24 protein-coding genes and 1 pseudogene are annotated in these 24,431 nt (G+C 71.8%); 6 read left to right on the top strand and 19 right to left on the bottom strand.

Annotated elements, in window-relative coordinates; genetic code table 11:
* Window positions 1-27: 27 nt before the first annotated feature.
* Both ABD329_RS17570 and ABD329_RS17565 read left to right on the top strand, forming a co-directional pair.
* Window positions 28-1,353: an MFS transporter gene (locus ABD329_RS17570; RefSeq protein WP_198278040.1), complete on the top strand. Its 1,326-nt coding sequence runs from the start codon at window positions 28-30 to the stop codon at window positions 1,351-1,353.
* Window positions 1,350-1,919 (top strand): cysteine hydrolase family protein, encoded by a 570-nt coding sequence (locus tag ABD329_RS17565; protein ID WP_198278036.1) that lies wholly within the window; start codon window positions 1,350-1,352, stop codon window positions 1,917-1,919. The genes ABD329_RS17570 and ABD329_RS17565 overlap by 4 nt, the downstream gene beginning before the upstream one ends.
* Window positions 1,920-1,983: 64 nt before the next feature.
* On the opposite strand, the gene ABD329_RS17560 is transcribed toward ABD329_RS17565, so the two are convergent.
* The 5 genes from ABD329_RS17560 to ABD329_RS17540 all read right to left on the bottom strand — a co-directional run bounded on the left by ABD329_RS17560 (window position 1,984) and on the right by ABD329_RS17540 (window position 5,497).
* A complete protein-coding gene (locus tag ABD329_RS17560; protein WP_198278035.1) occupies window positions 1,984-3,099 on the bottom strand; it encodes an AI-2E family transporter in 1,116 nt (371 codons plus the stop codon).
* 172 nt (window positions 3,100-3,271) lie between these two features.
* Window positions 3,272-4,132 carry an ornithine cyclodeaminase family protein gene (locus ABD329_RS17555; RefSeq protein WP_198278034.1) on the bottom strand — a complete coding sequence of 287 codons (861 nt, stop codon included), beginning with the start codon at window positions 4,130-4,132 and terminating at the stop codon, window positions 3,272-3,274.
* A gap of 26 nt (window positions 4,133-4,158) precedes the next feature.
* Window positions 4,159-4,242, bottom strand: coding sequence for a hypothetical protein (locus ABD329_RS17550; protein ID WP_425574348.1), 84 nt, complete (start codon window positions 4,240-4,242; stop codon window positions 4,159-4,161).
* 80 nt (window positions 4,243-4,322) lie between these two features.
* Entirely contained in the window at window positions 4,323-4,745 is a 423-nt protein-coding gene (locus ABD329_RS17545) for a RidA family protein (RefSeq protein ID WP_198278033.1), read from the bottom strand.
* 77 nt (window positions 4,746-4,822) lie between these two features.
* The gene (locus ABD329_RS17540) at window positions 4,823-5,497 is read right to left on the bottom strand and encodes an HD domain-containing protein (protein WP_198278032.1); all 675 of its coding nucleotides are present in this window, start codon (window positions 5,495-5,497) and stop codon (window positions 4,823-4,825) included.
* Between the two features lie 71 nt (window positions 5,498-5,568).
* On the opposite strand from ABD329_RS17540, the gene ABD329_RS17535 reads away from it, so the two are divergent.
* A complete protein-coding gene (locus tag ABD329_RS17535) occupies window positions 5,569-6,549 on the top strand; it encodes a GlxA family transcriptional regulator (RefSeq protein ID WP_198278031.1) in 981 nt (326 codons plus the stop codon).
* A gap of 165 nt (window positions 6,550-6,714) precedes the next feature.
* Here the strand turns inward: ABD329_RS17535 and ABD329_RS17530 are convergent, their stop codons facing one another.
* From ABD329_RS17530 to ABD329_RS17515, 4 genes are all read right to left on the bottom strand, one after another.
* Window positions 6,715-7,092, bottom strand: a complete 378-nt coding sequence (locus tag ABD329_RS17530) for a hypothetical protein (protein ID WP_344316604.1) — start codon at window positions 7,090-7,092, stop codon at window positions 6,715-6,717.
* A gap of 383 nt (window positions 7,093-7,475) precedes the next feature.
* Complete coding sequence (locus tag ABD329_RS17525) at window positions 7,476-8,279, bottom strand: GAF and ANTAR domain-containing protein (protein WP_198278029.1); 804 nt, start codon at window positions 8,277-8,279, stop codon at window positions 7,476-7,478.
* Entirely contained in the window at window positions 8,272-9,033 is a 762-nt protein-coding gene (locus ABD329_RS17520; RefSeq protein WP_309142759.1) for a GAF and ANTAR domain-containing protein, read from the bottom strand. Before ABD329_RS17520 ends, ABD329_RS17525 begins: the two co-directional genes overlap by 8 nt.
* Before the next feature lie 107 nt (window positions 9,034-9,140).
* Entirely contained in the window at window positions 9,141-9,698 is a 558-nt protein-coding gene (locus ABD329_RS17515; RefSeq protein WP_198278028.1) for a hemerythrin domain-containing protein, read from the bottom strand.
* A 281-nt stretch (window positions 9,699-9,979) separates the two neighbouring features.
* On the opposite strand from ABD329_RS17515, the gene ABD329_RS17510 reads away from it, so the two are divergent.
* Window positions 9,980-10,378, top strand: a complete 399-nt coding sequence (locus ABD329_RS17510) for a VOC family protein (RefSeq protein WP_198278027.1) — start codon at window positions 9,980-9,982, stop codon at window positions 10,376-10,378.
* A 140-nt stretch (window positions 10,379-10,518) separates the two neighbouring features.
* Window positions 10,519-10,845: pseudogene (locus ABD329_RS17505) on the top strand (sugar phosphate isomerase/epimerase family protein); the annotation flags it as partial.
* Between the two features lie 91 nt (window positions 10,846-10,936).
* On the opposite strand, the gene ABD329_RS17500 reads toward ABD329_RS17505, so the two are convergent.
* From ABD329_RS17500 to ABD329_RS17455, 10 genes are all read right to left on the bottom strand, one after another.
* Window positions 10,937-12,514: an ABC transporter ATP-binding protein gene (locus tag ABD329_RS17500; protein WP_198278037.1), complete on the bottom strand. Its 1,578-nt coding sequence runs from the start codon at window positions 12,512-12,514 to the stop codon at window positions 10,937-10,939.
* A gap of 83 nt (window positions 12,515-12,597) precedes the next feature.
* On the bottom strand, window positions 12,598-13,488 hold the full coding sequence (locus ABD329_RS17495; RefSeq protein ID WP_198278025.1) for an ABC transporter permease: 891 nt from the start codon (window positions 13,486-13,488) through the stop codon (window positions 12,598-12,600).
* A 47-nt stretch (window positions 13,489-13,535) separates the two neighbouring features.
* Window positions 13,536-14,489, bottom strand: coding sequence for an ABC transporter permease (locus ABD329_RS17490; RefSeq protein WP_198278024.1), 954 nt, complete (start codon window positions 14,487-14,489; stop codon window positions 13,536-13,538).
* On the bottom strand, window positions 14,486-16,105 hold the full coding sequence (locus ABD329_RS17485) for an ABC transporter substrate-binding protein (RefSeq protein ID WP_198278023.1): 1,620 nt from the start codon (window positions 16,103-16,105) through the stop codon (window positions 14,486-14,488). Before ABD329_RS17485 ends, ABD329_RS17490 begins: the two co-directional genes overlap by 4 nt.
* Window positions 16,106-16,167: 62 nt before the next feature.
* Window positions 16,168-16,995 (bottom strand): class I SAM-dependent DNA methyltransferase, encoded by an 828-nt coding sequence (locus ABD329_RS17480; protein WP_198280456.1) that lies wholly within the window; start codon window positions 16,993-16,995, stop codon window positions 16,168-16,170.
* A complete protein-coding gene (locus ABD329_RS17475) occupies window positions 16,992-18,362 on the bottom strand; it encodes an MFS transporter (RefSeq protein ID WP_198280455.1) in 1,371 nt (456 codons plus the stop codon). Before ABD329_RS17475 ends, ABD329_RS17480 begins: the two co-directional genes overlap by 4 nt.
* Window positions 18,346-19,407, bottom strand: coding sequence for an enolase C-terminal domain-like protein (locus ABD329_RS17470; protein ID WP_198280454.1), 1,062 nt, complete (start codon window positions 19,405-19,407; stop codon window positions 18,346-18,348). Before ABD329_RS17470 ends, ABD329_RS17475 begins: the two co-directional genes overlap by 17 nt.
* The gene (locus tag ABD329_RS17465) at window positions 19,404-20,525 is read right to left on the bottom strand and encodes a PLP-dependent cysteine synthase family protein (RefSeq protein ID WP_198280453.1); all 1,122 of its coding nucleotides are present in this window, start codon (window positions 20,523-20,525) and stop codon (window positions 19,404-19,406) included. The genes ABD329_RS17470 and ABD329_RS17465 overlap by 4 nt, the downstream gene beginning before the upstream one ends.
* Window positions 20,522-21,403 carry a Rossmann-like domain-containing protein gene (locus ABD329_RS17460; RefSeq protein ID WP_198280452.1) on the bottom strand — a complete coding sequence of 294 codons (882 nt, stop codon included), beginning with the start codon at window positions 21,401-21,403 and terminating at the stop codon, window positions 20,522-20,524. Before ABD329_RS17460 ends, ABD329_RS17465 begins: the two co-directional genes overlap by 4 nt.
* A complete protein-coding gene (locus tag ABD329_RS17455; protein ID WP_198280451.1) occupies window positions 21,400-22,656 on the bottom strand; it encodes an ATP-grasp domain-containing protein in 1,257 nt (418 codons plus the stop codon). The genes ABD329_RS17460 and ABD329_RS17455 overlap by 4 nt, the downstream gene beginning before the upstream one ends.
* A 100-nt stretch (window positions 22,657-22,756) precedes the next feature.
* Here ABD329_RS17455 and ABD329_RS17450 point away from each other — a divergent pair, with 100 nt between their 5' ends.
* On the top strand, window positions 22,757-24,268 hold the full coding sequence (locus ABD329_RS17450) for an alpha/beta fold hydrolase (protein ID WP_344316602.1): 1,512 nt from the start codon (window positions 22,757-22,759) through the stop codon (window positions 24,266-24,268).
* Window positions 24,269-24,431 lie beyond the last annotated feature (163 nt).

Raw genomic sequence — 24,431 nt, 5'->3', positions numbered from 1 at the left:
ACCGCCCCGACAAAGACAGACGATGACATGCGCCGTGTATGGCGCAAAGTCGGTGTCCGCATCATCCCGCTCATCGGCCTCGCCTACGTGATGAGCTACATCGACCGTGCCAATCTCGGCTACGTGGCACGGTCGCTCAACAAGAGCCTCGGCATCACCGCCGGACAGCTGGGCCTGGCGTCCGGCCTGTTCTTCATCGGCTACATTCTCGTGGAAATCCCCAGCAATATGCTGCTGCGCCGGTTCGGAGCGCGGAAATGGATCACCCGAATCCTGGTCTCCTGGGGCCTCGTCACCATGGGCACCGCGGCCGTGCAGAGCGTTGCCCAGCTCTACGTCATGCGCGTCCTGCTCGGTTTCGCGGAGGCCGGGCTGGCCGCCGGAATCCTGCTGTACATGACCTTCTGGTTCCCCAGGAGACAGCGGGCATGGGCCATGTCCATCTTCTTCATCATGATTCCGCTGTCCGGCATCGTCGGATCGCCCCTCGCCGCCGCCATGCTGTCCTGGGGCGAACAGCTCACCGGGTACGCCGGGTGGCGGTCGTTGTTCTTCACCGAGGGCCTCGTCACCATCCTGTCCGGAACCCTGATCTACGGCCTGCTGCCGGACCGGCCCGCCGACGCGAAGTGGCTGACACCCCAGGAGAAGGACGCCATCCAGCGACGACTCACCCTGGAAACCGCCCAGCAGAACGCGCACGGCGCGCTCACCGGGATGCGTCAGGCGCTTTCCAGCGGACGCGTGTGGATGCTCTCCCTCGCCTTCTTCGCTATCGTCTTCGGCCTGTACCCCATCGCGTTCTTCCTCCCGACGATGATCTCGGCTCTCACCGGGAACGCGTCCACGACCTCGGATGTCAGCAGCGTGCTGCTGGCCGGTATCCCATCGGCCATCGCCATCGTCGCCATGCTCGCCTGGGCCAGGGTGGCGGCGCGCCGGTCCGTGGTGTTCTCCACGGCGGTACCCCTGGCCTTCGGTGCCGTGGGCCTGCTGCTGGCCACCTTCACCCACGACGACGTCCTGTTCATCGGGGCGTTCTGCGTCAGCGTCTCCGGCGTCTTCACCGCCATGCCGCAGTTCTGGCGACTGCCGCCGCTGTGCCTGACCGGTGCCGCCGCCGCCTCGGGCATCGCGCTGATCAACTCGGTGAGCAACGTCAGTGGCTTCATCGGCCCCTATATGACCGGCGCCATCGCGGACGCGACCGGCGACTTCACCTACGCACTCCTGGCCATCGCCCTCATGCTCGCCGCCGGATTGGTGATCCTGCTGACGGCCGGGCGAAAGGCGGAACAATCGACCGCGCAGGATCCACTGCCCCAGTCCCACGACACGGAGAAGATCGGATGACCAGCCGCACCGACACCGCACTCATCATCGGCGATATGCAGACGGGCATCCTGGCCAACTATCCGTTCAGCCGAGCACCCGTTTCCCCGATGCGGGAGTTGGTACGCGCGGCTCGCGCGCACGGCGTCCTCGTCGTCCTCGTGCGCACGGAGCTGCGGGCATCGGGAGTCGATGTCTCCGAGAACAACACCGTGCTCACCGCGTTTCACCAAGCCGGGTCACTGTTTCACGAGGGGGCCGGGGGGACGGACATCATTCCGGAACTGGCGCCGCGACCCGAGGACGTCGTCATCACCAAGCGCCGCACCAGCGCATTCGTCGGAACGGAACTCGAATTGGTGCTGCGTGCCCACCGTGTGGAATCGATCGCGCTGACAGGCGTGGCGACCGGCGCGATGGTCGCGGCAACGCTCTACGACGCCCTGGACCGCGACTACAGGGTCACCGTCCTGAGCGACGCCTGCGCGGACGCCGAGACGGACGTCCATGACTTCTTCGTGGAGCGGGTCTTCCCCGGACGAGGCGCGCGGATCATGACGGCGGAGTCCTGGCTCGGAGAACTGTGAACCGCTTCCACGCTCATCGTCGGACGCCGGGGGCCACTCGCCCCCGGCGCACGACGCCGAGGGGCTACGACACGACAACGCCACCGGCGGGCTGCTCGTTGCTCTCCGGCTCCTGTGGCGGATGGCTGAGCTGTTCGCGCACGTAGTTCCAGGCCACCGCGATCAGCGCGGCCACCGGTACGGCGAGCAGGCTGCCCACGATCCCGGCCAGGCTGCTGCCCAGTGTCACCGCCAGCAGGACGACCGCCGCGTGCAGGCCCAGTCCGCGGCTCTGGATCATGGGCTGGAACACATTGCCCTCGAGCTGCTGCACCACGATGATGATCGCCAGCGCGATCAGCGCGTCCGTCGGACCGTTGAACACCAGCGCGATGAGCACCGCGACCACACCCGCGAACAAGGCCCCCACGACGGGAATGAACGCGGAGATGAAGGTCAGGACCGCCAGCGGCAGCACCAGCGGCACTCCCAGGGCCCACAGTCCGAGCCCGATCAGGACGGCGTCGAGCAGGCCCACCAGCGCCTGGGAACGCACGAAGGCGCCGAGGGTGTCCCAACTGCGCTCGGCCACGGCGGGGATGTCGATGGCGAGCCGGCCGGGGAGCTGACGGGCGAGCCACGGCAGGAACCGCGGGCCGTCCTTGAGGAAGAAGAACATCAAGAAGAGCGCCAGGACAGCGGTGATCACACCGTCGACCACAGTGCTCACTCCCGCGACGACGGCGCTGACCAGGCTGCCCGCACTGCTCTGCAACCGGGCGGCCGCGCTGTCGGTGGCCTGCGCGATCTGCGCATCGTCGATGTTCAGCGGCGGCCCGGCGGCCCATTCACGCACCCGTTGGATGCCTTCGGTCACCCCGTCGGCCAGTTCACCGGACTGGGACGCCACCGGCACCGCGATCAGCGCCACGATACCCGTGGCGACCAGGAGGAACAGCAGGGTCACGACCGAGGCGGCCAGCGCGGGAGGCCACCCCCACCCGCGCAGAAGGCGGGCCAGGGGCCAGGTCAGCGTCGTGAGGAGCAGGCCGACCACGAGCGGCCAGATGACCGACCACATCTGGCCCAGGGCCCACAGGACCGCCGCCGCCATGACGAGGATCAAAAGCAATTCGAGGGAGATACGCGACGATACGCGGAGCGCGGCGCGGGTTTTCGTTGAACTCAACGTGCGAGACATGGGGCCACCGGTACCTCATGAGTGCTTCCCGGCGCTGCTTTTCAGCCGCACCCTAGCCAAAGTCCCAGTGTCCTCGCCCTTTCCGCGGGTTGCGGCGGCGGCCGAAGCGAGAACTCCCGGCGCTCGAAGCTCCGCCGCCCCCGCCCTTGACTGCCCGGCCAGGAGGGCTGGTTCAGGTTCCGGCCGCCTCGAAGTGGGCCGCGGCGAGCACCAGGTCTTCCCAGGCCATGCCTACGCTCTTGAAGAAGCGCGGTCGGTCCGGGGGGATCTGGTGTCCGCCCGATACGACATCGGCCAGGCCCACCAGCTCGCCGGGGTCGACGGCGCCCGCCTGGACCGCCTGGATCACGTCGCCGGCTTCGCGCAGCGCGGCGGAGACCGCTTCGACGATCACTGTGGACCGGGCGACCGCCGTTTCGTCCACCTCCCGGGCGTCGGGCTCGTGCGAGCCGACGGCCACGATGGTCGCCGACGCCGGTAGCAGGGCGCCGTCGAACAGCGGGGTGCGTGCCGTCGTGCAGCACGCGACGATATCCGCGTGCGCGATGTCGTCCACGGTGCCGACGCGCGCTCCGACCTCGGCCGCGAAGGCGCGGGCGGCTTCGGGGTTCCGGCCGACGACTACGACGTCCTGGATCGGGCGGATGCGGCTGAGGGCCTCCAGGTGGGACCGGGCCTGCGGTCCCGTTCCGAACAGGACGAGTCGGCTCGCGTCCGGCCCGGCCAGCGCGTCGGCGGCCACCGCCGACACGGCGGCGGTGCGTACGGATGTGAGGGCGATCCCGTCCAGCAGGGCCAGCGGGGTGAGGGTCTCGCCGTCCAGGAGCAGGTAGTTGCCCTGGATGCGGGGGAGGCCACGGGCCGCGTTGCCCGGTGCCGCGGTCACCATCTTCACCCCGGCGTAGCTCCCCCAGTGCGCGGGCATGAGCAGGAGCTGGCCGGTTGGCACCGGGACGACGGAGCGCGGTGGCCCGGACTCCGGGTCCAGTCCGTCGAGCAGGCTCTTGCGCAGGACATCGATGGCGGCCGCCATGGGCGGGGCGCCTTCCAGAACGGGGATCACAGGTAGCAGCCCTCCGGGAACGGGTCCTCCGGATCGAGGAAGAACTGCGCGGTTCCGGTCAACCACGCACGATCGGTGATCGTAGTGATGACGGCAGGGAGCGGGGCAACAGCCGTGACGGGCTCCTGGGCCCGGGAACGGGCCCAGGAGCGGTGGCGGCCTACCGGGACGCGTCGGGGTACGCGGCGGTCGCGCGGATCTCGACGAGGAGTCCCGGGCTGGCGAGACCGCTGACCCCGATGATCGTCCAGGTCGGGTAGGGCGCCTTGACGAGGCGCTGTTTGGCCTCGATGAAGCCGGGCAAGTGCCGGCGGATGTCGACGTGGTAGCTGGTGACGTCGACGAGGGCGGACAGGTCGAGGTGCTCCAGTCGAAGGATCTCCTCGATCTTCCGGATGGCGATCTCGGTCTGTTCCTCGATGGTGTCCGGGATGGTTCCGTCGGCGCGGCGACCGATCGTTCCGGCGATGAACAGGAGGCCGTGCGCGCGAACCGCGGCGGAATAGCCGAAGCCCGCGAAGGCGCTGGTGGTTTGCCCGAAGACTGCGTTGTCCTCGGGGACCTCGACGGTGTGGACGGTCATTGCGGTGCTTCCTTTTCCTTGGTGAGGGGGTCGTGGTGTGCCGTGGGGTCAGTTGGGGTCAGTGGGGTCAGTTGGAGTCAGTTGCCCCAGCGGGACGAACGGCAGGCGTGCTCCAGCCGGGTCCGGCCGAAGGTCTCGCGTTCGCGGAGGAATTCGCCGGGGATCGCGTACCGGGGTGCGTTCGCCGGGTTCTTCGCGGCCTGCGCCACGATCGCGTCGGTGAGCGAGCGGATCATGTCCAGCCGTGGATACGCGGCGTGCACGGCGTCGGCCTGCTCATCGGTGACGGCGTCGATGTGGCCGGCACCCAGTGCGCCGCCGAAGTCGAGGCCGACGCCTTCGCGGACGAGTACGCACAGCGTGCCGCGGCGTTCCGCGATCCCCGGGGAGGTGTGCAGGGCGATGGCCTGCCAGACCTGGTCGGCGTCGGCCGCGGTCACTCCGCGGTCGAGGAGGAACTCGGCGGCCCGGTCGGCGCCTTCGACCTCGAACCGCTGGTTGTGCGGGCCGTCCGACGCCACGCCGAGGTCGTGCATCGCGCACGCGGCGAACAACAGGTCGTCCTGGTAGTCGTGGCCGACGGCCAGGCCGAGGCGGTCGGCCACCAGCCGGGCGAACAGATAGCTGCGGATGCTGTGGTTGAACACGGACGGCGTTTCCACCGGCCGGATGAGATCCATGACGGCGTCGGCAAGCGGTGTGCCGGGCAGCGTGATCAGGTCGGCGGTCGCCTCGCGGGTAGGTCCGGTCATGTCTTCAGCCTGGCCGCGACCGCCCTGACCTGGCGAGAGGCAAAATTCCCCCACTTCGATAGAATCTTGCCATGGCAGTGCATCGAGTCGCGGTCCTGGCGCTGGACGGGGTCACCCCGCTCGACCTGGCGATCCCGACGCAGATCTTCACCAGCCGGCCGGAAACCCCCTACGAGATGACCCTGTGCGCGCTGGACGCGAAGGTGGCCACCACCGCGGGTTTCGCCCTGGTCGCCGCCGGGGGCCTGGAGCAGGTGCGCGGCGCCGACACCGTGATCGTGCCGGGATTCGAACCGATCCTCCAGCTGCCGGACGCCGTGCTCGGCACGCTGGCCGAGGCCCGCGACCGAGGCAAACGTGTGGTGTCGATCTGCACGGGCGCCTTCGCGCTGGCCGCGGCGGGTGTGCTGGACGGGCTGCACGCCACGACCCACTGGAAGCACATCGACGAGTTCGAGCGGGACTTCCCGGCCGTCATGATCGACCGCGATGTGCTCTATGTCGACGAGGGCGACGTGCTCACCTCGGCCGGGGTGTGCTGCGGCATCGACCTGTGTCTGCACCTCGTACGCCGCGACCTGGGGTCGGCGGTGGCCAACGAGATCGCCCGCGGTCTGGTGGCCGCCCCGCACCGGGACGGCGGGCAGGCCCAGTACGTGCCGGCTCCCGTCGCCGTGGCCGGTGAGGCGTCGCTGTCCGGTACCCGCGGATGGGCGCTGGAACGGCTCGGCGAGCCACTCACGCTGCGGGTGCTCGCCCGGCACGCGGGTCTCTCACAGCGCACTTTCATGCGCCGGTTCACCGAGGAGACGGGCACGACCCCGTTGCAGTGGTTGCTCAACGCCCGCCTCGGCAGGGCGCGGGAGCTGCTGGAAACCACGGACCACTCGGTGGATCGGGTGGCGCGGGACTGCGGACTGGGCACACCGGCCAACCTGCGGCTGCACTTCCGGCGCGCACTGGACACCACCCCCACCGCCTACCGCCGCGCCTTCGGACGCTCGACCTCGCCCGGTGCGGCCCGTTCACAAGCAGGCCCGCGCTCGGGCTGAATGTGGCCACCACGACGCCGCGGTCGGCCCGCGGGCGGGCCGGCCGCTGTGCGCCCAGGTCGCGGTGCCGGGGCAGGCACCGCGACCTGATGGCACACCGCCGGCAGGTCGTCCTGATGACCCCCGAACTCGCCGTCGGCCTGCTCCGCGGGTGCCGGCACCGGGTCAGGCGCCCAGACCTCCCGCACAGGCTGCGGCGACGTAGCCCTTGCGACCGTTGTAGTTCACGGCGACGTAGTACCTGTCCTGGGGCTCGCCCACGGCGCACCGATAGGTCCCGCCGAGTTCTTCGCCGCACCTGTCCCACACGGGCAGACGGGTGCCGGTGTACTTCTTGATCAGGCCTGCCGTGGCGGACTTGGCCGTCCGCACGTTGTAGTAACCGCGGCTGTCATCTACGTAGAGGTAGCAGGCCACGGCGGTCCTTTGGGGCGCGGCGGGGTGTGCGGGCGCGGTCGTAGTCGCGCTGGCCGCCGGAGCAATGGCGCCGGTTGCTGCTGCCGCGAGCGCCGCAGTAGTGATCGCTGCTCGGCGAAGTTTCATTGGTCCCCCTTGGGATCGGCGAGATCTCTCCGCCGGAGCTGCTGCTCCGGCTCAGCGAAATCTTGGCGGCATGGACGGATCAGGGGAACGGATATTTTCTGTCCCGGACAGCCCGGATCATGTCCAGCCTGGTCAGCCCCTTGTCCGGAGCTGTCCGGGACACCGCCTGTCGCCGTGCGCTGGAAGGCGTACTCACCACCCGCACCTACTCGCCGCGGGCCCTGGGGGCGGCCGTGCCGGCTACCGGAGCTCGCCTACGGTAATGGGGAAGCGCTGTTCCATCTGCCGGGCCGGCTCGGCCCCGCAAGCACGGGCCGGTCATCGAGCTGATCGAGCGGGCCGGCCAGGGCGGCTGACCACCCACCGCACGTATTGGCCTCGGATCATGGGCCAGCGGCCCGGTCGCGCGCGGGAGGGGTGAGAGAGACGGCCGTCAAGTCGAGGGTGCGGCTGGTGAGGGCCTGGGCGGTCTCGGTCAGGCGGACTTGGTGCCGTTCCGCGTAGGCGCGCAGACGGCGGGCCGCCTCGCCGATGGAGACGCCCGCGTGCTGCGCGACCATGCCCTTGGCGGTCTCCAGGACGGCCTTGGCCGCGAGGGCGCTCTGGACCCGGGTGACGAGCTCGTCATTGCCGGTGGGCTCCTTGGACCAGTGCATGAGGGCGAGCGCGGCCACGTCCGCCAGCGCCTGCGCCACCTGCTCCTCATCGCTCGAGAGCTCGCCCACGCCGTGCCGGAAGAGGTTGACGGCGCCGATCACCCGCTCGTGGAGACGCAGCGGCACGGTGAGCAACGAGTGATAGCCGGCCTTGAGAGCCGGGCGCACGAACGCGGGCCAGCGCGCCTCCTCACGGGAGAGGTCGCGGGCCTTCATGGCCTGACCGCTGTGGAAGCTGTCCACGCACGGTCCCGATCCGCTCTGTAGCTGGAGCAGTTCGAGGAACGTGGCGTCCTCGCTGGAGGAGGCCATGATCCGCAGCCCGCCGCGGGCGTCGGCCATCATCACCGCCGCGGCGTCCGCGTCCAGGAAGGTGACGCAGTCGCCGACCAGGCGGTGGAACAGCGTCAAGGGGTCGAAGTCGTCCGAGAGGGTGTCCGACAAGCTCACGAACGCCCTGGCCAACTGCTGTTCGCGGCTCATGGTCGCCTCCTCGGCGGTGCTGTCGGAGCCCGCCCGCGCTTCAGTCATGATCGGTGATGTCCAGAGTCCGGTTGACGACGGCGCGGGCCACCTCGGTCGCGGTCCTGCCCTCCACGAACGCGCGTGCACGCAGGCGGGCCAGGGCCTCCTCGGCGTCCACGCTCAGCCGCACCATGATCATTCCAATCGCCTGATGGACCTCGTCCCGGTCCGCTTCGGCCCCCTCCAGCCACGCTACGACTTTGTCGGAGTCCTGTGTTCTGCCGTCCAGTGTCCCGATGGCCGTATTGACCGCGTCGGCGGTGAGAAGGGCGACGCGTACGTCGCGGGACGACAGCGAACCGGGTGCCCGGCGATAGAGGTCCATCGTGCCGAGCGGCGCCACCGGGCTCCCGAGCGGCAGGGAGAAGACGGCCTGCGCCCCCGCGCGTACCGCTTGGGCGGCGAACACCGGCCACCGGCGCACCTCCGGGCCGCGCAGCAGATCGGCGGCGAAGACCGGCGCGTGCAGCGTATGCGCCTGGAGCCGGGGCCCCTCGCCCAGGGTGTACTGGATCTCGGCGAGCTGAGCTGCGACCTTGTCGCTCGCGCACAGCAGCGCCTCCATGCCCGGCCCGGCCGCCTGCACCGACAGGGACATGCCGGTGACAGGCAGCAATCGCAAGCACACCTCACACAGCCGGGAGGGAAGCTCTTCGAGCGGGACACCTCGAATCGCGCCTGTCAGCTCATCGGCGATCCGCCGCTGCTCCTCGGCCGCCCCGTCCCGACCGCTGTCGGACGGGCCGTCGTCCTCGATCACGATGCTCTCCAGCGAGCCCGGTCGGCATTACCCCCACTTGATGCTATCCCAGGTGTCCCAGACGCTTCCCGCCCCACCGGGACGCACATTCGCGGTGCTTCCTTCGGCTATTCGCCGCGTCCGGTCACCAGATCACGGGCTCGGTCGACCAGTCCCGCGCCCGGAGCCAGGAGCTTGTTACCGGGGGGAGTGTCCGGTGCGCTGGGGTGCGGCCTGGTGGGCGCGATCTTCTTCGCCCGTCGCACGCTCTCCCCCAGCTTGTGCAGATCCGCCTCGTCGCAGGCCCGACGCAGCTGCGGGAAGAGGTTGGTTTCCTCGTCGTGGACGTGGGCCGTGACCTCGGTCTTGAGCTTGAGCACCAGGTCGTTGAAGTCGGCGGCGTCCGCGTCCAGCCCCTCCAGCGTCTTGAGGAGCCGTTCCACCTGGGAGTGGTCGGCGATCTCCTTGTCCGCGATCGCGTCGCCGTCCGTCAGGCGGCGGCGGACGGTCGGATAGAGGTACTGCTCCTCGGCCACCGAGTGCCGTACGAGCTCGATGGTCACCTGGTCCATCAGACGCTTCCGCTCGGGGTTCCCCGGCGCGGTGGCCTGGATCTTCTCGAAGAGGTCGTCGACCTCACGGTGGTCGGTGGTCAGCTCATCGATGACGTCTCCGCCATGGCCCACAACGATCACAACCCTTCTGGTTCACGGCGCTGACGGTCGCGAGCGCCACACTCCGTGTCCCCTTGATTCGCGCCTTATAACTGGTCGGCGAGGCGGTGGACGACGCCGCGGGCGGCAAGGGTGTCGGCGTGGCCCCGGGCGGCGATGTCTCGTCCAGGTCGATCGGCTGGTCCACATACCGCCGCACGGTGCGCCCTTCATCGCGAATACAGGACCGATTCTGTCCACTATCTCTCCTAGCCTGCGTCGTGCACGCCTTCAGTACAGCCAAGGAGATTCCCATGGACTTCGTCTCGATCCGCATCATCACCAGCGACGTAGCGCGCCTCGTCGAGTTCTACGAGCGAGCCACGGGAGCGTCGGCGACGTGGGCCACCGAGGACTTCGCCGAACTCAAGACCGCGGGCGCCACCCTTGCGATCGCCGGCACCCGCACCGTCCCGGTGTTCGCCCCGGGCTCTGCCCGCCCGGCGGACAACCACAGCGTGATCACCGAGTTCCTCGTCGACGACGTGGACCGCGTTTACCAGAACCTCACCGGCTTCGTCACCGACTTCGTCACCGAGCCCACCACGATGCCCTGGGGCAACCGGTCGCTGCTGTTCCGCGACCCCGACGGCAACCTCGTCAACTTCTTCACCCCCGTCACCCCAGCGGCCATCGAAAAGTTCGCACGCTGACGCCACGCACAGCCGCCCACGCTCTCCGGCGTTCACGCGACGGCGGGCGCTCGGCAAGGGTGGTGATCACAAGGCTGCCCGGTCCGCTGCCCATCTTTCAGCGTGCATAGCGAGCGGACGGAGCGGCTGGGCACCCGGCCGGCGGCCTGATCATCGATGTCTGGCACACCGAGCGCGCGGGGACGCCACCGGGCGACCTCGCGAAGGTGCCCCCGGGCCGCATCGTGGGCGTGGAGCTCGACGACGCCGAAACCGACGTCGTGGGCACCCTCTTCGAGGACACCGTGCGGCGCCGTCGCCTGTGCGGTGAGGGCTCCTTCGACCTCCCCGCCATCGTCGCGGCGCTCCGTACCGCCGGCTGGACGGGCCCTTGGGGAGTGGAGATCCTTTCCGACGCACACCGCGCGCTTCCCGTGCGTACCGCTGCCGACGTGGCTTACCGGACGGCAGCCGCGGTGCTGACGTGACACCTGCCGCAACCCTCTCCGCCGGCCCTCCGCCGGCTTCTCGACCAAGAGATGCCGAGTTCTGCGGAAAGCCGTGTCGGCGACTTGGACGTTAGCCCAGGTCAGAGGAGCTGAGCAAGCCTTCTAGGCGTGCCGTGGTCTGCATGAGGGAGACGGTGAAAGGGTGTTCCGGCGCGGTCAGTACGCGTGGGGCCGTCCCCTGCTCGACGAGCTCTCCGGCGTCGAGGACCGCGATGTGGTGGGCGAGGGCCGCGATGTCCAGGTCATGGGTGATGAGGACCAGCGAAAGGTCGTCGCGGTCACGGAGCAGCTGGGCGAGAAGTCCCAGGAGGCCACGGCGGTTGACGGTGTCGAGGCCGGAGGTGATCTCGTCGCAGATGAGGACGCGAGGCCGGGCGAGCAGGGCGCGGGCGAGGGCGGCGCGCTGGAGTTCGCCGCCGGAGAGCTGACCGGGATGCCTGTCGGCCAGCTCCTCGGGCAGGCCGAGTCGGGTCAGGGTGGTCAGGGCCTCCTGCCGTGCCGTGTCCTTGTCGGTGCCGCGCAGGCGTATCGCGGTGCGGGCGACCTGGTGCAGGACGGGCCGGTGCTCGTCGAAGGCGGCGCGTGAGTCCTGGAAGACGTACTGCACGGCCGCCAGTTGTGCGCGGTCGCGGGTGCGCAGCGTGCGGGGCAGGGCGGTGCCGTCGAGGATGATCTCCCCGTCGTGGTCCCGGTGGAGCCCGGCCAGGCAGCGGGCGAGCGTGGTCTTTCCGCTGCCCGAGCGGCCGACGACGGCCAGGCACGAGCCGGGGTGCAGGGCGAGTTCTGGGACGCGCAGCACCGTGGTCGGGCGGCCGCGGGTGCCGCCGTCGCGGTGTCGGGCGATGAGGTCGCGTATGCGCAGGACCGGCTCCCCGCTGTCGGCTGACGGAGCGGGGGGTGTGAAATCCGCGTGCGCGGTGAGCAGTTCGCGGGTCCATGGGTGGCGGGGTGCGGTCCACAGGCGTTCGGCGGGGCCCGATTCCACGATCCTTCCGGCGCGCATGACCAGGACGTCGTCGGCGAGGGCGCGGACCACGTCCAGGTCGTGGCTGAGCAGCACGACGGCGATGCCCCGCGCGGCGACGGCCGCCAGCTGGTCGACGATGCGGCTCTTGGTCAGGGCGTCCTGGCCGGTGGTGGGTTCGTCGGCGACGATGACGCGGGCGCCGAGCAGGAGCGCCTGGGCGAGGACGACGCGCTGCTGCTGGCCGCCGGAGAGCTGGTGCGGGTAGCGCCGCAGCAGGGTCTCGCCGTCCGGGAGCTGGGCTTCCGCCAGGGCGCGAAGGACGCGTTCGCGGGCCGCTGCCCGGCGCCGGCCGCGGGGGAGGTGACGTACCTGGGAGCGGGCGATGTCGGTCAGGAGAGCGCAGACGCGGCGGGCGGGATTGAGGACGGCCGCCGGGTGCTGGGAGATGTAGCCGACCAGGCCCTCGGCGGCCACGCGGACGTCGCCGCCGATCCGCGCCCCGGGTGGGTACTCACCGAGCAGGGCGAGGCCGGTGGTGGTCTTGCCGCTGCCGGAAGCGCCCACCAGCGCGGTGACCCTGCCGGGCCGGGCCTCGAGGTTCACGCCGTCGACGATCGCCCTGCCGCCGATCTCCACGCGAAGGTCACGGATCTCGGCGACGGGCGCGGCGTCGGGGCCCACGTCCCCGGCGTCGAGGCCGAGGGGCCCGGCAGGGCCTTCGAGGCCGAGGGGTGCGGCGGGGTCTGTGATGTGCTTCTCGTGGTTCACGGACGTGGCTCTCCTGCCCGGTTCCGGTTGATCCCGCTCCTCGCGCCCCGGCCCCGTGCGGGCAGTCGGCCGCCCGTGAGCGCGGCGTCGAAGAGGAGGTTGGTGCCCATCGTCAGGGCGACGATCAGTACGGCGGGGACGACCACGGCCCAGGGCTGGACGAACAGGCCGGTGCGGTTGCGGTCGACCATGACCGCCCAGTCGGCGGCGTCCGGCGCGACCCCGACGCCGAGGAACGCGGCCGTGGCGACCAGGTACAGCACACCGGTCAGCCGGGTGCCGGCGTCGGCGGCCAGGGTGCGCAGCATGGAGCGCCCGACGTAGCCGACGGCCATGCGCCACCAGGTCTCGCCCTGCATGCGCAGTGCCTCGACCGCTGGGCGGGCGGCGGCCTCGGCGGCGGTGGCCCGCACGATACGGGCCGCGTCGGGCGCGTTGACCAGCGCGACCAGCAGGGCGAGGCCGACGGGGCCGGGGGAGAACACCGAGGCGACGAGCAGGATCAGCAGCAGCGACGGCACGGCGAGCAGGACGTCCAGGGGGCGGATCAGCAGCTCCTCCAGCCAGCGTCGGTGGGTGAGCGCGCAGACCAGGCCCACCGGGAGGGCGACGAGATAGGACAGGGCGGTGGCGGCGAGCGCGGTCAGCACGACCGGACGCCCGCCGTGCAGCACCTGCCGCCACACGTCCCGCCCCACGAAGTCGGTGCCGAGCCAGTGGCCGCCCCCGAGGGTGAAGGACGCGGTCCGCGGGCCCGGTGCGCCCGCGAACACCGGCCCGAGCAGGGCGAGCACGAGAGGTACGGAGACGATGGCGACGCCGAGCGCGAAGCGGCCCGTGCGCCCCTTCGCCGTACGCCCTTTCGCCGCACGGCCGGGCGTCGGCATCGGGCGGCCACCTTCGCTCGGAGCGCGCTCCGCGACGGGTGGGAGGTTCACGCGGCCACCCCCGCCCGGGGCGCCAGCCGATGGGTCACCAGGTCCGCGCCCAGGTTGAGGAGGACGGTCAGGATGCCGAAGACGACAGCGAGGCCCTGGACCACGGGCACGTCCCGCTCGGCGACGGCGTTCAGCAGGACGGTCCCGAGCCCTGGGATCACATACAGGGCCTCCACGACGACGACGCCGCACAGCAACCAGTCGATGGTGCGGGCCAACTGCTGGGCGGCGGGGGCGAGGGCGGCCGGCAGGGCGTGGGCGTAACGGACCTTGGCCCCGGAGACGCCGTAGCGCCGGGCCTGCGCCACGTACGGGGAGGCGAGCGCGTCGACCATGCCGGCGCGCACCAGCCGGGACAGCGAGCACACCGGCCGGGACAGCAGGACGAGCACGGGCAGTACGAGCGCGGCCGGGTGGCCGAGCAGGTCGGTGCCGTAGCCGACGGCGGTGGGCGGCAGCCAGTCCAGCCGGAGCGCGAGGACGGTCACCAGCAGACTTCCGAGGGCGAATTCGGGCACCGCGTACACGGCGAGCGTCACCGAGCTGACCAGCCGGTCGACCAGGCGGCCTTCGTACCGTGCGGCCAGCACCCCGAGGCCGAAGCCGGCCGGGACGAGCAGCGCCACGGTGAGCGCGGCCAGCAGCAGGGTCGGCCCGAAGCCGTCGGCGAGGTACGTACTGACCGGGCGGCCCGAGGCGAGCGAGGTCCCGAGGTCGCCGTGGAGCAGGCCGACGGCCCAGTCGGCCAGCCGCTCGTGGGCGGGCCGGTCCAGGTGGAGGGCCTCGCGGATGGCCGCGATGCGCGCGGGGTCGGGCTGGTCGCCGGCCAGGGTGACCGCGGCGTCGCCCGGCAGCGCCTCGGTGAGCGCGAAGACCAGCAGCACCACGGCCACGGTCTGCGCGACGCCGAGCAGCAGCCGCCGGGCGACGAAGGAGCGCGGTGCGCTCATGCGAGCCACACCTTGTCGAAGCGTGCCCAGTCGAGGGTGTTGGCGGGCGCCTTGGACTCAACCCCCCTGACATTGCGCGCGGTTCCGAGGATCCAGTCGGCGAAGCCCCAGACCAGGAAGCCGCCTTCGGAGTACAGGCGGCGCTGCATGCGCTCGTAGACGGCGGCGCGCTCGCCCTTGTCCCTGGTGGACTGGGCCCGCTGGTAGAGCGCGTCGAAGTCCTTGTGGTGCCATTTGGTGGCGTTCGTGGTGGAGTCGGTGAGCAGCCGCTGGGAGATGTGGGCCTCGATGGGCATGGCACCGGAGCGGTAGGAGCACAGCGTGCCGCCGTCCAGGATGTCGCTCCAGTACGAGTCCTTGCTGCCCATCTTCATGTCGATCGTGACGCCCGCCCTCGCGGCCTGGTCGCGGAAGATGCTCGCGGACTCGGTGAATCCGGCGGCCACCGACGAGGTGTCGAGGGTGACCTTCAGCTTCTCGGCGCCGGCCGCCTTTAGCAGGGCGCGGGCCCGGTCGAGGTCCTGCTCGCGCTGCGGGAGGCCGTCGGCGTAGTACTCGTAGCCCTTGCCGTACAGATCGTTGCCGATCACCCCCGCGCCCGACAGGGCGCCGTCGAGGAGTTCCTTGCGGTCGGCGATGAGGAAGAACGCCTGGCGCACCCGCTTGTCGTCGAAGGGGGGCCGGTCGGTCTTCATCGCGAACCCCTGCATGTCGCTGCCCCGGAGCCGGACGATGGTGATCTGCCCCTTGCCCTCGTGGGCCCGGGCGGTGGTGGGGTGGAGTTCGTGGGCGTATTCGACCTGTCCGCCCAGCAGTGCGTTGACCCGGGCGGACTCCTCGTTGGCGACGACGAACTCGAGCTCGTCGAGGTGCGGGGCGCCGTCCCAGTAGTCCTCGTTGCGGCGGAAGACGGCGGAGCGGCCGGGGGCGAAGGAGACGAAGCGGAACGGGCCGGAGCCGATCGGCTTCTTGTCGAAGTCGGTGGCGTCCTCGGGCACGATGTACGCGCCGAACGCGGCCAGGACGTTGGGGAATTCGGCGGTGGGCCGCTTGAGGACGAACTCGATGCCCCGGTCGCCGGTCGCGCGGCTCGCGTCGAGGTCGATGGGTTCCAGGGACGCCTTGGCGCGGAACGCCTTCTTGGGATCGGCGATCCGGCGGTAGCTGTGCAGCACGTCCTTGGCGGTGACCGGCCTGCCGTCGTGGAACGTGGCCCTGCGCAGGGTGATCTGCCACCGGTCCAGGGTCTTGTTCGGCTCCCACTTCTCGGCGAGGCGGGGCCGGGCGGACAGGTCGGCGCCGTAGTCGGCGAGCTTGTCGTAGAGGGCCTTCGCGCGGGCGGCGTCGGCGAAGAGGTTGGCCAGGTGAGGGTCGAGGGTCTCGCTCGCACCGCCGCCGGCGAACGCGGCGCGCAGCCGTCCGCCGCGCCGGGGGGTACCGTCGCCGCCGCCCCCTCCCGCGGTGTCGTCGCCGCCACCGCATCCGGTGAGGGCGAAGGCGCCGAGTGAGGCGGCGCCGGTGGCGGCGAGGAAGCCGCGGCGGCGCAGGCCGGGGAAGTGGCGCTCGTCCGGGTGATCGCCCACGGGGGGAAGGTGGCGGGCGGGTTCGTCATGCATGCGGGTGTCCTCGGGGTGTGGGAAGTGCCGGTGGGATACGGGGCGGGCGTCGGGCCCGGCCCTCAGGGCGTCGAGGGGGCGGCGGGTTCGGTGCGGCGGGCCACCACGTGCAGCCGGTCGGCGTCGGCCGTACGGCCGGGGGAGTGGCCCTCGCACCAGGGCGGCTCGGTGCGCGGACCCGGTCCGTCGTGCAGCTCCAGGACCTCGAAGCCGTGCGCGCCCAGGAGGTGGCGCAGCTCCTGCGGGAACAGCAGCCGCCACGCGGAGCGCTGTTCCACCGGCGCGGATCCGTCGTCAGCCGTCCATACGCGGGTACGGCGCAGGAGCTGGGCCGTGCGGTCCACCGTGAGCGTGGTGGTGGACCGGTGGGTGGTGCCCCGCCAGGTGAACTCACCGACCGTGGGCGCGTCGAGCAGGTCCGTACGGCCGATGAAGTAGGCGCCGTTGCGCATCTCCGCGACGAGCAGCCCGCCGGGGACGAGGGCGCGCCGGCAGGACGACAGGAAGCCGTCGAGCTGGGCGTTGGTGTGGCAGTACAGCAGCGCGCTGTCCAGGCACACCACGGCGTCGGACACGCCCCGGCCCAGGTCGAACGCGTGCAGGTCGGCGCGGACGTACTCGGGGCCGGGGTGGTGCTCGCGGGCGTGTGCGAGCATCGCCTCGGAGAGGTCGGCCCCGGTCACCTCGCGGCCCGCGCCGTGGAGGTGGGCGGCGTCGCGGCCGGTGCCGCAGCCCAGGTCCAGGACGCGCGGTCCGGCGCCGTGCCGGCGCAGGCAGTCCTCCGTCCAGCGGCCGGCCAGCCGTTCGGGGTCGGGAAACCTGGCCTCGTACAGCTCGGGGTTGTCGGTGAGCAGATTGTGCGCGTCCGCGCCCGCCGTGGTGGTCGTCATATCGTCCCCCTTGTCTCCCTCGTCTCCCTCGTCTCCCTCGTCTCCCTCGTCTCCCTCGTCGCGCCGCGTCCGGTGTGGCCGGACACCGCGGCCGGTGTGGCGGGCTCCGTCGCGTCCGGTGTGGCGGGCTTCGGCGTCGTCGGCAGTGAGCCCAGCCGGCGCAGCCAGGCCACGCCGAGTGCGGAGGCGAGCCCGAACAGCGCGCAGCACGCCCAGGGCAGCCAGTCCGCGTCGCCCCGCTCGCCGGCGTCCATGGCCCAGCCGACGACGGTGTTGCCGAGGGCGGCGGCGATGCCCGAGACCACGTAGAAGATGCCGAAGTAGGTGCCCGTCAGTTCGGGCCGGCCGAAGCCGGGGACGAGTTCCATCACGAACGGCTGGGCGACCATCACCCCGAGGTAGAGCAGCAGGGCCCCGATCAGCACGGGCAGGGCGCGCAGTACCGCGTCGGCGGTGCCGTCCGGGCCACCGGATCCGCCCGCCACCAGCGCGGGCGGCACGAACGCCAGCGCCATCAGACCGAGCCCCACGGCGATCCAGCGCGCCCGGTCACCGCTCACCTTCAGGGCGCTGGTGATGCGCAGCTGGAGCGCGAGGTTGGCGAGGGTGCCGACGAGGAAGACGAGTCCGGCGGCGCCGTCCCAGCCGGTGGCCCGGCGTGCTCCGGCGGGCAGCAGCAGATAGAGCTGGTTCTCCAGGGTGAACATGCCGACCATGGCGAGGGCGAACGCCAGGAAGGCGCGGTGGCCGAGCACCTCGCGCCAGTCCGCGAGCACGGTGCCCTTGCTCGGCTCCACCTCGCGCGCGGGCAGCACCAGGGCCTGCGCCACGGTGAGGACCGCGAAGATTCCGGCGGCGGTGAGGGCCGAGGTGCGGAAGTCCACCAGGAGCAGCGCGCTGCCGAGCAGCGGACCGATCAACGCCCCCGTCGTGGCGAACACGTTGAACAGGGCGAACGCCTCGGCCTTGCGCTCTCCCGCCTCCTGCGCGATATAGGCGCGCACGGCCGGGTTGAACAGCGCCCCGGCGAACCCGCTGAGCACGGACGCGGCGATCAGGACGGCGAGGCTGTCGCCGAGCGCGAACAGCCCGAACCCGACCGTGCGCAGGGCGCATCCGGCGATGATGACGCCGCGTGCGCCGAGCCGGTCGGCGGCCGAGCCGCCGATGATGAACAGGCCCTGCTGGCTCAGGTTGCGCACGCCGAGGACGATGCCGACGACGGCGGCCGACATGCCCAGGTTCTCGTCGAGGTGGGTGGCGAGGTAGGGGATGAGCAGGTAGAAGCCGGTGTTGACGCCGAGCTGGTTGATCAGCAGCAGCTGGATCGCCAGCGGGAAGCGGCGCATCTCATGCCACGTCTTCACGGCTCACCTCCCGGGGCCGAACTCCCAGTCCGGGAAGGGTGTTCGCACGGACGAAGCCGTCGGCGCCGCCGATGCCCGACCACGGGTCGTGGGCCAGCAGCAGGTGTCCGTCGAGGTCGGCCCAGCGGGCGCGGTCGGCGAGGTGGACGGCGGGTGCCAGGCCGAGGCTGCTGGCGGTCAGACAGCCGAGCATCAGCGCGGTGCCGCTGCCCTCGATCGCCTCGGCGATGCGCAGGGCGGCGTGCACCCCGCCGCACTTGGCGAGCTTGACGTTGACGCCCTGGACGCGTCCGGCCAGACGGCGTACGTCCTCCAGTCCCACGGCGTCCTCGTCGGCGATGACCGGCACGGGTGAGCGCTCGGCCAGGGCCCCCAGCGCGTCCGGGTGGCCGGGCGCGAGGGGCTGTTCGACGGCCTCCACGCCGAGTTCGGCGAACCGCGGCAGCAGGGCCATGGCCTGCGCCACGGTCCAGGCGCCGTTGGGGTCGAGGAGCAGCCGGACGCCGGGTGCCGCGTCGCGGATGACGCGTACGCGCTCCACGTCGTCCTCGGGGTCGGGAGTTCCCACCTTGACCTTGAGGACCTCGAAGCCGCGGGCGGCCAGACGGCGGGCCTCGGCCGCGGCACGGCGCGGCGAGGTGATGCCGATGGTGCGGGCGGTGGCGGCGACGGGAGGTTCCGGGGTGCCGAGGAGGCGGTGTACGGGTGTGCCCGCGCGCTTGCCGACGAGGTCGAGGAGCGCCGCGTCCAGGGCGGCGGTCACGGCCGGGGGAGTGTCCGCACCGGTCAACTCGCCCGTCCGCAGGGCTTCCAGGGCGCTCTCGGGGTCGCGATGGCGGACGAGATCCGTACCGGCGGCCGCGAGGAGGCGTCGCAGGGTGGCGGCGTCGAGACCGTAGTAGACGCTGGTGACGGCCTCGCCGTGGCCGCTGGCCCCGTCGTGTTCGACGCTCAGCCACACCGCGTCGCGGGCGGCCATCGTCGAGCGGGAGATGCGCAGCGGCTCGGCGAGTTCCAGGTGGATGGTGCGCTGACTGGCTTTCACAGGCTTTCTTCCGGGTGGTGGGGAACGGCGCCCAGGGGGACGGACGTGAGCAGATCGGCCCGCAGGGGGTCGGTGACCCTCGTACATCGCGTCCAGCCGGTGGCCTCGGCCGCGCCGGGGTGCGGGATCTCCACGGGCCGGGTGGCCGCCGCGGCCGGGTCGAGGCCGTGGGCGGCGGCGAAGTCGTCGTCGTAGACGCTGCCGAGGTAGCGGTGCGGGCCGTCGGGGAAGACGGTGGCGACGACCGCTCCGGGATGGACGCGGGCGGCCCAGGCGGCGACCAGCGCGACCGCGCCGGTGCTCCAGCCGCCGCTGACGAAACTCCCCCGGGCGAGCCGGCGGCAGCTGTCCACGGCCTCCGCCGGACCGACCCAGTGGACCTCGTCGAAGGCGTCGTAGGCGACGTTGCGCGGGTGGATGCTGCTGCCCAGGCCGCGCATCAGCCGGGGCCGCGCGGGCTGGCCGAAGATCGTGGAGCCGGTGGCGTCGACGCCGATCAGCCGTAGCGCGGGCCAGTGCCGCCGCAGCGGACCGATGATCCCCGCGCTGTGGCCGCCGGTGCCCACGCTGCACACCAGGATGTCCAGGTGGTCGAGCTGGGCGGCGAGTTCGGCGGCCAGTGAGGCGTAACCGGCGGTGTTGTCGGGGTTGTTGTACTGGTCGGGCCAGTACGCGCCGGGCAGTTCGGCGAGCAACTCCCGCAGCCGGGCGAGGCGGGCTGCCTGCCAGCCACCCCTCTCCGCCGGACGGTCCGCCAGCTCCAGCCGCACTCCGTGGGCGCGCAGCAACTGCCGCATGGACGGCTCCAGTTCACTGTCGCCGACCAGCACGACGGGGTGCCCGAGGGCCTGTCCGGCGAAGGCGAGCCCGATGCCCAGCGTGCCGGAGGTGGACTCCACCACCGGTGCGCCGGGCCGCAGTTCCCCGCGCTCGCGGGCGCCCAGCAGCATCGACACGGCGGCCCGCGCCTTCATACCGCCCGCCGCGAGTCCTTCGAGCTTGGCCCAGAAGCCGGGGTGCGGCCCCGGCAGATCGGCGGTGATGCGGACCACGGGGGTGCGGCCGAGCAGGGCGAGCAGTTCCCGGCGGGCGGTGGGACGGACGGCTGTCGTGGTCACCGGGCACCTCCGGGGCGGTCGGCGCGGTAGTGGTGGACGGTGCCGGGGCCGCCGTCCAGCCAGAAGAACGGGTACGGTTCGGCGCACACCGCGCTCACCCCGTGCCCCAGGAGCCGGGGCAGTACGGCGCTGCCGGTCTGCGCGAACAGCACCAGCCGCTTGCCGTGCCGCAGCGCGTGCTCCCGCAGCGGCTCGAAGGTCCCGTTGCCCAGGGTCATCCCGGAGACGAGCAGCGCGTCGCAGCGGGCGGCCGCGGCGAGCGCGTCGGTGACGACCGGCTCGTCCCACTCCGTCACCCCGCCCTTGAGGTCGCACGGCACATAGCCGATTCCGTGCGAACGAAGCGCCTCCAGAAGGGAGTTGACGACGCCGACCACGAGCACCGTCGCCCCGGGCGGCAGGTCGAGCAGTTCGACGACGGCCCGCGCCCGTGCCCGGGACTTCTCCAGCGACGTCCCGGCGGGGAGCGGGACCGGACGGGCCCCGTGCTCCGGGGTGTGCGGGGTGACGTGCATCAGGTAGGCGTCCAGCGCTGCCACGCGCACCGGGAGCAGTGGATGGTCCAGCAGCTCGGCCACGTTCGCGCCGACACACTCCTCCACGGCGCTGTCGGACAGGGCACCGGGCTCCACCGCGCACGAGCCGACGGCTCCGGCGAGCCGCAGGCTGAGCACCTCGTTGCGGTAGCCGGTGCCGCGCCCGTCGTGCCGTACGGCCTGCCGGGTGGTGAACGCCACGGCGATCCGCCGGGTGCGCGGGTCGGGCCCGAGTTCACCGGCCCGGACACACGCCACGAGGTCGTCGTACGTCCTCACACGGGCCGCGGAAGGGGCCCAGGCGGCCTTGCCCGCGGATATGTCGGAGGTGGCGGCGGTCATCGGATCACCAGTCCGGACCGCACCTCGGCGAGCAGCGCCTCGACCCGGTCCCGGGCTCCGGCCCCCTCCGGGTCCCCGGCCATCACATGCCCGAGGTACTCGTTGTTGCTGTCCGCCGCCTTCACCTGCCTGCCGGGCTCCGCGAGTTGGGCCTCCAGCACACCGGGAGCGTCCCGCAGCCCCGCGCCGTCCAGCGAGTCGAGCGTGCCCGTGCGCTCCGGCACGAGGAAGCCGATGGCGGCGCTGCGCAGCCCGGTGTCCGTGCGCCGCAGACCGGGGGCGCGCCCCAGGGCCACGTCCACGCAGGCGGCGGCGAGATCGATGCCGGTGACGTGGCGGACGAGTTCGGTGATGCGGTTCCCGGCAGGCCGCGGGTTGACCTCGACCACGCGCGGCCCGGCGGAGGTCAGCTTGATCTCGGTGTGCGCCACCACGCCGTCCACCAGCCCGAGCGCCTTGAGCGCACCCAGCGCGGTCTGCTCGGCGGCCTCCGTGTCGCCGGCCGTCAGCGCGGCGGGGAACATATGCCCGGTCTCGATGAACGCGGGCGCCCCGCCGACGCTCTTGTCGGTCACGCCCACCACATGGACCGCGCCCCCGTGCGACACCGTCTCGACGCTCACCTCGGGGCCGTCCAGCAGCTCTTCGAGCAGGACCGCGGGCGTGCGCCGCTGGCCGCGCGCGTTGACCGGGAAGTCGGCCAACGCGCTGTACGCATCTGCGAGTTGGGTCTCGTCGTCCACGCGCCGCACGTACATGCCCGCGCACAGGTCGACGGGCTTGACGACCAGCGGGTAGCCGATCTCCCGCGCGGCCCGGGCGATGTCGGCCCACTCCTCGTGCACCGCGAAACGGGGCCCGTCCACCCCGGCCTCGGCGAGGACACGGCGCGTGGCGTCCTTGCGGCAGGCGTCCCGGACCGCCTCAGGGGCCGGGCCGGGCAGGCCGAGGTGCCCGGCGATCCGAGCGACGGTCGGCAGGTAGTAGTCGCACGACGTGATCGCCCCGTCGAAGCCGAACACCGCGTGCAGCCGCTCGACCTCCGGCAGCAGCGCCTCGGTGCCATTGGTGTCGGCGGTGATCACGTTGCGCGCCCCGAGCAGCGGGTGTGCCGTGCCCTCGGGGGCGGAGCGCAGGTAGTGGTGCAGGTCGCGGGTGAGGAAGGTGAACTCGTGTCCACTCTCGCGTATCGCCCGTGGCAGCAGTCTGCTCATCGATCCGACCCAGCTCTCTACCACCAACAGATGAGCCACGGCTCCCCTTTTCCAGTCGTGTGGGTTAACGTGGCGGCCACGCTATCGATAATCGTTTTCATTGTCATCTGGCTCCATGCCTGCCGAGGAAGAAATCGTTGTGACCTCACCCACGCACCGCACGGCCCTGCTGTGCGCCCTGGCGGCCATCGCCGCGACCGTCGCCCCCGCCACGCCCGCGCGGTCCGCCGTACGTGTCCACTCCGCCGGTTCGGCATCCGCACTCCGCTTCGGGGCCTGCCCCGAGTCCGTGCCCGAGCCGCCCGCGCCGGAGCGCGTCGAATGCGGGCGGCTGGGCGTGCCGCTGGACTGGAACCGCCCCCGCGGGCCACGCATCGAGATCGCCGTCTCACGCGTCCGTGCCTCGGGGGCACCCGCCGAGCGGCGCGGCATCCTGCTGGTCAACCCCGGTGGGCCGGGCGGCTCCGGGCTCCCCTATGCGGTCACCAAACGGGCCAAACTCCCTGTGAGTGTGCGCCGTTCGTACGACGTCATCGGCTTCGACCCGCGCGGTGTCGGGCAGAGTGCACCCGCCGACTGCGGCCCGATGGGCGGTCTCTTCGCCGCCCCGGGCGCGGACCCCGTGCCCGTCGGCCCGACGGCCGAGCGGGCCCACCTGGCGTCACTGCGCAACCTGGCCGACGACTGCGCGGCGGGCGCCGGCGAAGCGCTGCGGTACCTGTCGACGGAGCAGACCGCACGGGACATGGACGCGATACGCGCCGCACTCGGCGAACGGCGGACGAACTTCCTCGGCGTCTCCTACGGCACCTACCTCGGCGCGGCCTACGCCGCCGCCTTCCCGCACCGCGCGGGCCGGATGGTCCTGGACAGCGTCGTAGGGCCCTGGAACTGGTACGACTTCGATGTGATCCAGGGCCGGGCACTGCTGCGACAGCGGGACACCTTCTTCGCCTGGACCGCCGCCCACGCGGACCGCTTCCGCCTGGGCGACAGCGCGGTGGCCGTACGCCGGGCCTACCTGCGCGTACGCGACGCACTCACCGCCGACCCCGTGGGCGGGTTCGGCCCCGCGGAGTTCGACCGAGCCGTCTACCGCGCCCTCGGCCGCACCGAACGCTGGGCGGGCCTCGCCGACGGGCTGCGAACCTATCTGCGTGACGGCAATCCCGACGGACTCCGTCCCGCCGAGGACTTCGCCGGCCCGGACTCACGCAACTACGAAGCCGCCAACCGCATTGTCAAGTGCGCCGACGGCCCCGGCCCCGCGCCCCGGCGGATCGTGGCCGACATCCGCCGCACCCGACGCCTCGACCCCCAGCCGGTCCTCACCGGCATGGAGGCGTCCACCTGCGCCTACTGGCACCACCACCCCGCCCGCCGCACACCGCTCGGCAGCCCCGACGCCCCGCCCGCTTTGCTGGTGGCATCCGCGCACGACCCCGTCACGCCCATCGAGGGCGCGCGCCAGATGCGCCGCCTGCTTCCCGGCTCGCGCCTGGTGACGCTCGACAACGATTACTCGCACGGGGTGTTCGCCAGCCGGGGCAACGCCTGCGTGGACGACGTCACGGCCGCCTACCTCGTCGACGGGGCCGCGCCAACGGCGGATGTGCGCTGTGCGGGGCCCGGCCTGCCCGCGGTGCCGTGAGACACACCAGCGTTTTTGAAACGCATCTTCAGATGGCTGGTGCGGCGGGACCCGGGCGACGTGACACCGTGCGCTCCATGGGTCCCGGGCCCGGATGGCCGGACGGCAGCGCGGAGGAGCCCAGCCGAAGCAGGGCGTCCGAGGTCGCGCCGTCCGTCGGGTG

Source organism: Streptomyces javensis (assembly GCF_039525925.1).
Taxonomy (GTDB): Bacteria; Actinomycetota; Actinomycetes; order Streptomycetales; family Streptomycetaceae; genus Streptomyces; species Streptomyces asiaticus.
This window is presented reverse-complemented; position numbering and strand designations above follow the sequence as displayed.